9 protein-coding genes are annotated in these 9,953 nt (G+C 40.5%); 8 read left to right on the forward strand and 1 reads right to left on the reverse strand.

The features are described from left to right. Window positions 1-263 precede the first annotated feature (263 nt). The 8 genes from HGP28_RS18705 to HGP28_RS19300 all read left to right on the forward strand — a co-directional run bounded on the left by HGP28_RS18705 (window position 264) and on the right by HGP28_RS19300 (window position 9,559). Window positions 264-1,049, forward strand: coding sequence for a sigma-70 RNA polymerase sigma factor region 4 domain-containing protein (locus tag HGP28_RS18705; RefSeq protein ID WP_301572588.1), 786 nt, complete (start codon window positions 264-266; stop codon window positions 1,047-1,049). Then, window positions 1,046-1,624, forward strand: a complete 579-nt coding sequence (locus tag HGP28_RS18710; protein WP_005459835.1) for a hypothetical protein — start codon at window positions 1,046-1,048, stop codon at window positions 1,622-1,624. The genes HGP28_RS18705 and HGP28_RS18710 overlap by 4 nt, the downstream gene beginning before the upstream one ends. A gap of 2 nt (window positions 1,625-1,626) precedes the next feature. Next, window positions 1,627-5,022, forward strand: a complete 3,396-nt coding sequence (locus HGP28_RS18715) for a UvrD-helicase domain-containing protein (RefSeq protein ID WP_168837966.1) — start codon at window positions 1,627-1,629, stop codon at window positions 5,020-5,022. Window positions 5,023-5,107: 85 nt separating this feature from the next. Then, window positions 5,108-5,848 (forward strand): multiubiquitin domain-containing protein, encoded by a 741-nt coding sequence (locus tag HGP28_RS18720; protein ID WP_168837967.1) that lies wholly within the window; start codon window positions 5,108-5,110, stop codon window positions 5,846-5,848. Further along, complete coding sequence (locus HGP28_RS18725; protein WP_168837968.1) at window positions 5,823-6,998, forward strand: ThiF family adenylyltransferase; 1,176 nt, start codon at window positions 5,823-5,825, stop codon at window positions 6,996-6,998. Before HGP28_RS18720 ends, HGP28_RS18725 begins: the two co-directional genes overlap by 26 nt. Next, the gene (locus HGP28_RS19290; protein ID WP_024699254.1) at window positions 6,991-7,437 is read left to right on the forward strand and encodes a ubiquitination-like system serine protease family protein; all 447 of its coding nucleotides are present in this window, start codon (window positions 6,991-6,993) and stop codon (window positions 7,435-7,437) included. The genes HGP28_RS18725 and HGP28_RS19290 overlap by 8 nt, the downstream gene beginning before the upstream one ends. A 100-nt stretch (window positions 7,438-7,537) precedes the next feature. Then, window positions 7,538-8,551, forward strand: coding sequence for a hypothetical protein (locus tag HGP28_RS19295; protein ID WP_246225785.1), 1,014 nt, complete (start codon window positions 7,538-7,540; stop codon window positions 8,549-8,551). A 51-nt stretch (window positions 8,552-8,602) separates the two neighbouring features. After that, window positions 8,603-9,559: a hypothetical protein gene (locus HGP28_RS19300; RefSeq protein ID WP_246225786.1), complete on the forward strand. Its 957-nt coding sequence runs from the start codon at window positions 8,603-8,605 to the stop codon at window positions 9,557-9,559. 226 nt (window positions 9,560-9,785) lie between these two features. On the opposite strand, the gene HGP28_RS19450 is transcribed toward HGP28_RS19300, so the two are convergent. Beyond that, a complete protein-coding gene (locus HGP28_RS19450; RefSeq protein WP_369333943.1) occupies window positions 9,786-9,947 on the reverse strand; it encodes an integrase core domain-containing protein in 162 nt (53 codons plus the stop codon). Window positions 9,948-9,953 lie beyond the last annotated feature (6 nt).

Consider the following 9,953-nt stretch of genomic DNA (forward strand, 5'->3'; position numbering starts at 1 on the left):
TTCATCAGACGTTCTCCGTTTGTTTCAGTGTAAACGGAAAAACTCTAATTGCTAACGACCAGCTTTTCGGGGAGGGTTACAGATCTGCTATTGTCAATTGCGCTGTGGGTCATACTTTAACTGACATGAAACTGTTTGCGACTGTAACGTGAGAGTGGCTGCTTAACTATCTAATATCTTTAGTCTTTAGCCATGGCTTAACGAAACTCTACGCATATGCTAGCATCAGATCTACTAACAACAAAAGTGGGTGGGTCTTGATTGTGGTTAATCCGCTGAGAAAATGTAAGTTGACTGGGGAGCTCTATAGGCGGCTTCCTGAAATCGAGTCAAAGTTATCAGAATTATTACAGCTACCTGAAGAGACTCTTGTAGAAAGAAGTCTTATCAATGATAAAACGAGCGTGCAATTTGTTCCAATTGAGTGTCTTGTACATATCGTTAGAAATGTGCGTGGTAGAGCCTCTAAAAAGAGTTATGAAAGACTATACAAGATATTGATGGGAAGAGTTCTTAAGCTTATTCCTAAACGTGCAACGCGAGGAGACTTGGATTCAGTAACTAACACCGAGGTCAAGAGTCAAATCTTGGGGCAGTTTGCTGAGTTAATCGCTAATGACTGTCTTGAGTACAATGATAAGCTAGATTTTTACGAAGTCAGGTTCTTGAGCGCTTTTTCCACGCTAAAGACAGACGCTATCCGAAAAGTCACAAAAGGATTTACTAAGCAGGAATCTATGGAAGTTGAAGAGAGTGGCGGCATCATAAAGCCGGAGGTTGAGTATGCTGTAGACGGATATAATCCGTTTGATGTTCACATTTCTTCAGTATCAGATTACCAGATCTACCTGGACTCAGCGATTGATACATTACCAGACTTACAGAAAAGAATTATGCAGTTGATGAAACTAGGTATGCCTATTGACTCTAAAGATCCTAACACAGAATCAATTTCAGCAACCCTTGGTAAGTCGGAAAAAACCATACGGACTCACCGCAACAAAGCTTTTGCTGCACTAAAGAAAAAGCTCACTGGAGGAGACTTATGATGTCTTCAAACAACAATTTGCAGTTACAGGATGTTTTATACGATTTTTCTATGGAGCCTGAGATAGACAAACACACTTTATCTCGCTATGTAGAACAATACCCTCAATTTATAAACGAGTTAACAGAGTTGTCTCATGAGCTTACACGAGCTGATATTGATGACGGGGTACAGCTCACTGATGCAGATGAAAAACTTATAGAAAAAGCATGGCAAACTCATTTGCAGATTACTCAAAATTTAGTGAGTGATCCATTTGAAAACATATCAGTAAAGGAGCTTAGGGGAATATCTTCATCGCTCGAAGTTCCAAGATCTGTCGTTTCAGCTTTTCGAGATCGTAAAGTGCTCGTTGAAAGCGTCCCAGTATCTTTTATCACTCGGTTTGCCGGAGCACTAAATCAAACAATGGAAGACTTTTTAATCTATTTAAATGGTACGGGTGGTGGGACTGCTGTTCGTAGCTATAAGTCTAGTGTTAAACCAAAGCAAGCTGAGAGAGTTACTTTCGAAGAGCTTCTGGAACAATCAGGGGTGGATATGGCTATTAGGAAGAAGTTATTGTCTGAGGATTGAGTATGGATAGTATCGAATCGGCTAGACAAATTGCTTCTGATCTACATCTAAAAGCTATTGGTAGAGGGGTAAGTCCTTGGAATTCTTTGAAATTTGCGATCGCAGAAGCAGACCGACGTGACTATGACGTTGAGGCTGTAGCAGCAGGTGCAACAGTTCTGAATGGCAGTAAAGCGACACTGATAGCGGATGAATATTTGATATTACATGAAAACTCCGGAACAGAATTTCAAAAGGCTTTTTTGATAGCTCATGAGATCGGACATATAGAGTTAGGTGATACTAAAGATAACGTCTCAGTTGAGGAGATAGATCCCGCAAGAACGATAGAAGCGTCTCCGATAGGCATTGATCGTGTGGTTGACTATAGCGCACAGCAGCGTCGTGAAGTTCAGATGGATTTATTTGCAAGAGAGTTTTTACTACCAAGAACCTGGGTAAAAAAACTGCATGTAGATGATGGGCTGACAGCTACTGAAATCGCTGAGAAGTTAGATGCTCCTTACGAAGTTGTAGCTCAGCAATTATTGGATGCTTTGTTGTTACCAGCAGTTAACCCTGGGACCAAAGAAGGTAAGTCTGAGGTGATTCTGAATGAGCAACAAAAACATGCGGCAGATCACCGAGGTAAACCTTACTTATTGGAGGCTGGTCCGGGAACAGGGAAAACTCAGACTCTAGTAAAAAGAGTTGAAGGACTACTGGATGAAGGAGTAGATCCTCGTAGAATTCTGATACTAACATTCTCGAACAAAGCCGCAGGCGAAATGGCAGAGCGATTAGCTTCCAAGAATAAGGAAGCGGTAGCTTCTATGTGGATAGGTACCTTTCATGCGTTTGGGTTAGATCTGGTCCGCCGATTTTATTCTGAGCTTGGATTTGAAAAAGAGCCTCGTTTGTTGGAACGGACGGAAGCCGTGGAAGTTTTGGAAGATGAATTTCCACGGTTAGGCTTAGAACACTTCCGAAATCTTCATGATCCTACAGAACATATTACGAATTTGCTGTCAGCAATATCAAGAGCTAAGGATGAGGTTGTTGATCATAGAGATTACTTTCGCTTAGCACAGGAGATGCTTGATTCTGCAGATACAGAAGAAAGTAAAACGGCAGCTTTGAAAGCAAAAGAAGTAGCAACGGTATATGAAGCTTATGAAAGACTAAAGAGAGCTAAAGGTTGTATTGACTTTGGTGATTTAGTACTGCTGCCTGTAAAGTTTCTAGAAAACAATGTGGAGTTGTTCAAGCACTTTCAGTCGCTTTACGATCATGTCTTAGTTGATGAGTATCAGGATGTGAATCGAAGTAGTATTCGGTTGCTGATGCTACTGTGTGGAGAAGGTGAAAACCTTTGGGCTGTAGGTGATGCAAGACAGTCTATATACCGGTTTCGGGGGGCTTCTTCGGTTAGTATGTCTCGCTACTGTACTCAGGACTTCCCAACAGCATTGCAAGGTCGTTTAAAAATCAACTATCGCTCTTCTGAAGAAATAATTAGAGCATATTCCAAATTTGCTTTCGATATGTCCGCAAACATTGGAAGTCCCGAATTGATAGCTGATAGGGGGGAAACTGGGTGCCTGCCTGAGTTTAAAGTAGTTGAAAAAGCAGACGACCAAGCTGTTGTTCTAGCTGAAACAATTAAGGACATGCAAGAGTCTGGATATTCATATAGAGACCAAGCTGTATTGTGTAGTGGTAATGAGCGACTATCTCAGCTTGCCGAACAACTGGAGCTCTTGGGAGTTCCCGTACTATACCTGGGTAGCCTATTTGAAAGAGAAGAAGTAAAAGACATGTTTTCTTTCTTATCACTTTTGACAGACTCTTGGGGGAGCGGGTTAGTACGTATCGGTCGGTGGCCAGAATTTGAATTATCTTTAGAAGATTTAGATGTCATTTTGAATCACTTACGCACGGAGCGTTGTGAAGACAAAGGGTGGTTGCTTGATTCGCAGGATATCACAGGAATATCTAGTTCTGGAAAAGAAGCGTTGTCCAAATTGGGTAGGACGTTTGAAGGAATTGATAAAACGGATCACCCGTGGAAAGTTCTTGCAACGTTAATTTTTGACAAAACTCGCATTGCTGCACGTCTCAGTAGTTCTGAAGTAGTGTCAGACAAAAACCGAAGCATAGCTATTTGGCAGCTAATGAACTTTGTGCGTACAGCAATATCTGCTGAAACTGCTAGTGGCTTGCCGGTAACAAGATTGCTAGAGCGAGTTCGCCGTTTACTAAGGTTGGGTGATGACAAAGATTTGAGGCAGTTACCTGCTTCGGCACAGAGTATTGATGCTGTGCGATTGATGACCATGCATGGTGCTAAAGGGCTTGAGTTTAAAGTTGTTCATTTACCAGGGATGAGTCAAGGTACATTACCGAGAACATATCAGAAGCCAGCATGTGAACCTCCGTTCGGTATGATTACTGGCGAAGATGACACGTCTGTTACGATGTTAAAAGCGGAACATGAAAAAGAGCAAGAGTGCTTGTTTTATGTATCGATGTCACGTGCTCAAGATAAGCTATTTATGTATGCTCCAGCCAAGAAATCTAACAATTCACAATGGAAGCATTCCCCTTTTATCTCGCGTATTCAAGATAAAGTTAGGACGAGCAATGTAGTTGAAACTTACAATCTCCCACGTATTGACTTTGATACCGATATGGATATTGCGGTTGATCGCGATTTTATTTTTGAGTCAAACCATTTAGGACTCTATCAACAATGTCCAAGACGTTACCTTTATACCCACCTGCTCAAAACTGGGGGGAAGCGGACTAAAACATCATATGTCAAACTACATGATACAGTTAGGTTTGTGGTTCAACGTCATATGGAAGAAGGATTTGACGAGTCAGAGCTCAAAAGTGTGGTTGAGAGTGCTTTAGCTATAAATGGATTGAGTGAGCATGGGTATATCAAAGAATTCACTGATCTGGCTTGTTCAATGAGTAACTATTTTGTTTCTAGTCGAAAAAGCATGGAAAAAGCTACAATCTCACCTATCACTCTAGATCTCGGGGGTGAGAAAGTTATCGTTCGACCTGATGATATTTTGAGCGAGCCAAGTGGAAGAAAAGTAGTACGGCGTATTAGGACAGGGCATGCTCGTAAAAAAGACGACAGTGTGGGTACTGCTGCTTTTATTTTAGCTTCCGAACAAGCATACCCAAGTGCAAAGGTTGAAACGCTGTACCTAGCCGATGAATTGACGTCAGAGAGTAGTTTAACGGCTAAGGTTTTGAGCAACAGAAAGAAAACACTCATAGACATCATTACGCAGATCAGACTGGGTCAGTTCCCCGCAAAAAGATCTTCTCGAAGTTGCCCATCTTGTCCTGCATTTTTTATCTGCGGTATGGTTCCGTCGGGCTCAATAAAAAAAAGTTAAAAAAAATTACCGGTTCTACCTGATAGTTGCGATTAAGTAAGTAAGACCAGAATGGTTCTGGCTGAAAACTAAAGGTACTATCAAAATGAAAGATGTAGAACAACATCCACATGATACAAAAGGCCACCACCCTCACGGTGGCCGAGGCTTCCGAATTTTCTTTGCTTTGGATAGCTTGCAGTTTCGCTCTCTTAATGTACAAGATCCAGTTCCCACGGGACGTCAGTTAATTGAAATAGCAGGGCTTGATTCGTTTGATGATTATAGTCTCTTCGCTATCCTACCATCAGGTGATTTTGAAGATATCCGCTTAAACGAGACAGTTGATCTTAGAGCTCGTGGAGTTGAGCGTTTTATTGCATTCAAAACTGACCGTGACTTCAAATTTAGCTTGAAAGGTCGTCAGATTGTGTGGGGTAAACCTGAGATTGATGGCTCCGATCTGTATTTCCTTGCGGATGTAGCGGATGAGCAGGCTATCTTTTTAGATGTCAGGGGAGGAACTGATAGATTAATTGAGCCCGATGATACGGTAGATTTATCTGAGGCTGGCATTGAGCATTTTGTCGTGGCTGATAAGCCAAAGCCTGATTACATCATAACTGTCAATTCACGAGAACATGTACTTGATGATCCAAATGTAACTTATGAGCAGATTGTATCTTTCGAGTTCCAATATCCGCCTAGTAATCCTAATACCTGTTATTCAATGACTTATCGTCATGCAAAGTCTAAGCCTCACGCTGGCGAGTTAGCTGCTGGTGGTTCTGTAATAGTTAAGAAAAAAGGGACGGTATTCAATGTCACTGCAACTGATAAATCTTAATTCAGATCTTAAGCGCCTTAGAGATGAAGGATATTTCATCCAGGTAAAAAATGGTTTCTTGATCATGCGTGATGTCCCATACGTAAACTCAAATCGACATGTATGTCGAGGGACAATTATCTCGAGTTTATCTCTTGCAGGTGACAGGACTCGAATTCCTGACACTCATGTAGTTCACTTCGATGGTGATATGCCGTGCAATGCAGAGGGGGAAGCTCTGAATGCTGTGGTACTCCAGAGCTCAATATTCGATTTAGGTCGAGGCATTACTGCTAAGCATATGTTTTCCAGTAAACCTAAGTCAGGGTACACCGATTATTACCATAAAATGACCACATATGCCTCAATTTTGTCAGGCCATGCTGAAGTACTGAATTCAGGGATAAGCCCTAAAGTGTTTTCGACACCAGAAGACGAGGAAGATAGCGTATTTAACTATACAGAGACGGCTTCTGGACGGGTTGGTATTGGGGCGTTAAGCGACCTGCTTGCTGAAGAGTCTGTCGCCATAATTGGTTTGGGGGGCACAGGCTCATATATCCTTGATCTAGTGGCTAAAACACCTGTAAGAGAGATTCGTCTTTTTGATAGTGATGAGTTTTTGCAACACAATGCTTTCAGAGCACCAGGAGCACCAACGCTAGAAGCTCTGCGAGATGCAGAAAAGAAAGTTGAGTATTTCAAAAGCATCTATTCGAATATGCATAAAAGGATCTCTACTAGTTCAACTTACATAGACGAGGAAAATTTAGAGCTGCTGAATGGAGTTACCTTTGCCTTTATTTGTATTGATGCCGGTACCAGTAAAAAGTCTATAGTGCAAAAACTGGAAGAACTTGATATTCCTTTTGTTGATGTAGGTATGGGAGTAGAGCTGACAGATGGTTCTCTAGGAGGAATCTTGAGAGTGACCGCTAGCACGAGCGGTAAGAGACAACACGTCCATGAAGGTAGAGTCTCATTTGGTGGTGAAGGGAATGATGTTTATTCTTCAAATATTCAGGTAGCAGATCTAAACGCTTTAAATGCAGCTCTAGCGGTAATAAAGTGGAAAAAAATACGGGGTTTTTACCGTGATTTGGAGCAGGAGCATCATTCTACGTACACTACGGATGGAAATCTACTACTGAATGGAGAGTCTTATGCTTAAACATACGCACCTAGCGCATAAGTTTGTTCGTTCAATTCCGAAGCAGTTAGAGCCTGGTATATTGTACGTATCTATGGAGTATGCAACAGCTATTCATAGCTGTTGCTGCGGTTGTGGAAATCAAGTAGTAACACCCATAACACCAACCGATTGGCAGCTAATGTTTGATGGTGATTCTATTTCATTATCTCCGTCAATTGGAAATTGGGGATTTAAGTGTCGCTCACATTACTTTATCAGAAAGGGCATGATCGTTGAGGCAGGACAATGGGATAAGAAAACCATAACTGCCGGCCGCGATAACGATAAGCACAATAAAGCCCACTATTACCAAGCAAAACCTAAAGGCGATGATAATACCTATAGCCACAGAGTTGGCTTATTTAAGCGAGTGTGGCATTGGTTTTTGGGGAAACGTGAATTTGCTAAGAAGCGTTGAATAATGTTTTTTGATTAATTGCTTTAAATATTAACAGTTTATGCTTGCTGGGTTACTTTGGCATATTTGCTAGTGTAGCGTTCTAACTAGGGTTAAATTTATGCACTTACCAGAATATTTAGAAAATACGGAAATTAATAAGTACCAAGCTTCGGCAGTTGAGAAACCAGATAGACTTCCGTTTGATTTAATGGAACCTTTGATGTTTGAACGTTTTTGTTGTGATTTGATTGATTACATTACGAGTTACAAATTGCGGCGTTCAATTTTTAAAGTGCTTCCAATTGGCACGGTAGGGCAAAAGCAATACGGAGCTGATATTTTCGTTGAAAACAGTGAAAGTACGAGAACTACATATTCATTGTACGAAGTGAAAAGAGTAAAAAATTACAACGCTTCTGAATACAAAAGAACAGTGGCTAGGTTTTTAAAGAATTATGAAAACTGGGGTATACCAATAGATAAATTCAGTCTACTGGTAGCAGAGGACATTTCTGCCGAGGATATTGCTCTGTGGAAAAAAGAAGCGCAGAAGCTTTCAGAGCTAAACATTGAATATGAAATCGTATCTATCAGCGAACTAAACAAGTGGGTGCGTAATTTTCCAGAACTTGTTTTCAAATATTTTCATGAGTCTTGGGTTAAGTCATTCTGGGGAGAGGCTGCTCTATGGCATATTCAAAAATATGGAATATTTAGGTTTGAAGAGTCTGCAAGTTGGGTAGGTTACAAAAAGATAGAGGAAGAAATCTATGAAGATTTCTTTTCGTATAAAAATGATCATGTACGAATACAAGGCTTCTTGCCTTCAAAGGATAAAAATAGCCTTAGCTGCTTTGTAGAATTTCGAAATGGTAAATTTTCTCACGTAATGACTACATTAAGTGGAAAACAGTTATTGGAACGCTACTTCATTGGATGTGAAATTCCTGCGGGCGAGTTTGAGCATCCATATCTAACGAAGAATTCTTCAGCTGAACATGACACTTTTTTTTGTGATATCGGAAACAGTAGAATTCTAATTTCAAGAGAAGAAGTATTATCATTTCAAAGTGCAATGAAGTACTTTAAAAATGAGTACGTTTCTCGTATTTCGCAGATAGAAGAAGCATGACGTTCAAGTGACTTTTCTACTTATGCCTATAAAGGCAATGACATTCCTTTAATGAGTATTAAGCGTAGCCTCTGGGGAGCTATACAGGCTTTTGCTAGGGAAAACGATGCATTTGAAACCAATGGTACCTGGAGCGTATTTGATAGTGGGTCTAACTGGTTAAAGATCTATACAAAATCTTCTAGCGAAAAGATGGATGCTGGGTATCATGTATTCATTAAGCCGGTAGCGAAAGAAAGTACCCATGCGACTTATACTAGACCTGATAATGACGTTATTTTGGTTTGGTCTCCTCCTGGAGAGTTATTAGTGAATGATTTTGACGGCAATATTGGGCCTCGATATTACTGGGATGTAAAAACGAGTCATGATTGGATTGCAAATGAACTGATTCCCTGTGTACTAGAGTGGGCTAATAAACCCAAAAATCGAGATCATCAAGGTTCGTTGGGGTCTATAATACGCAGCCTATTTAATAAAATGTCAAAACCTGAGCATGGAGAATATAACCGAGAATCGTATAAGCCGGAGATCTATCTGGACTCATATTATCGAAAGGGTATTTCTAAGCAACTGGATACTGCAACATCTATCTCGGATATGCTTAGAATAATTGATGAGCTGCAGCATTTTTTTGCCTGCACAAATCGATTGTTTATTAACGAAGAAAGTTATAAATCTCTCTATTCTAATCTAGCTGAACTAATGTCAAAAACGGGCATGGATGAGAATGGTTATCGTTATGTCAGGTCTAACTTAAATTATTTAAACGCAAAAAACTACCAAGATTTAATTTCTTCATTAAGAAAACACGCATCTGAAGCAAAATTTGGCTGTACAAATACATTCAAATTGGATTGCCTTTTACGCTGTTATCAAAGTTGCTTGCGAGATGACAAATGCCATATTAATGAAGTTGAGGTTAAAGCTATGTTATCAGACATTAGCCCCGTGCTTTCGCTAATGAACGAACGTGCCATACTAGAGAGGCAGCTGCAGAAGCTGTAGTTTTTATGTGATATGTGTCACGTAAATAGCATGTATGACAGAGTGTATATTCTCGAAAGTCGACTTGCTATAAATCATTAATATTCAAATAGATACTATGTTTGGTCGACTCCCTCACTCCCGCCACATTCAAGTTTGAAGACGTCTCAGGACGTCTTTTTTCTTATCTAAAATATATCAAAATCAATACCTTAGCGTTGTAATGACCCAGCCGAAATTGGACAACTTAAGCCGCTAATTCATACGCTTTAGCGGGCGTTTTCATATTCAGAGCTTGATGTGGTCTTTCTGTATTGTAGAACTCAAGCCACTTACCGATCGCGGTTCTGGCCTCATGCATCGACGTAAAATTGTGCATCCAGATACATTGCTCTTTGATGGTTCTGATTAGCCG

Origin of the sequence: Vibrio agarilyticus, assembly GCF_012641465.1 — a bacterium.
Taxonomy (GTDB): Bacteria; Pseudomonadota; Gammaproteobacteria; order Enterobacterales; family Vibrionaceae; genus Vibrio; species Vibrio agarilyticus.

Coding starts and splice junctions, on each gene's coding strand:
- HGP28_RS18710 (WP_005459835.1), top strand. CDS start 1,046: ATGATGTCTTCAAACAACAATTTGCAGTTACAGGATGTTTTATACGAT.
- HGP28_RS18715 (WP_168837966.1), top strand. CDS start 1,627: ATGGATAGTATCGAATCGGCTAGACAAATTGCTTCTGATCTACATCTA.
- HGP28_RS18720 (WP_168837967.1), top strand. CDS start 5,108: ATGAAAGATGTAGAACAACATCCACATGATACAAAAGGCCACCACCCT.
- HGP28_RS18725 (WP_168837968.1), top strand. CDS start 5,823: ATGTCACTGCAACTGATAAATCTTAATTCAGATCTTAAGCGCCTTAGA.
- HGP28_RS19290 (WP_024699254.1), top strand. CDS start 6,991: ATGCTTAAACATACGCACCTAGCGCATAAGTTTGTTCGTTCAATTCCG.
- HGP28_RS19295 (WP_246225785.1), top strand. CDS start 7,538: ATGCACTTACCAGAATATTTAGAAAATACGGAAATTAATAAGTACCAA.
- HGP28_RS19300 (WP_246225786.1), top strand. CDS start 8,603: ATGAGTATTAAGCGTAGCCTCTGGGGAGCTATACAGGCTTTTGCTAGG.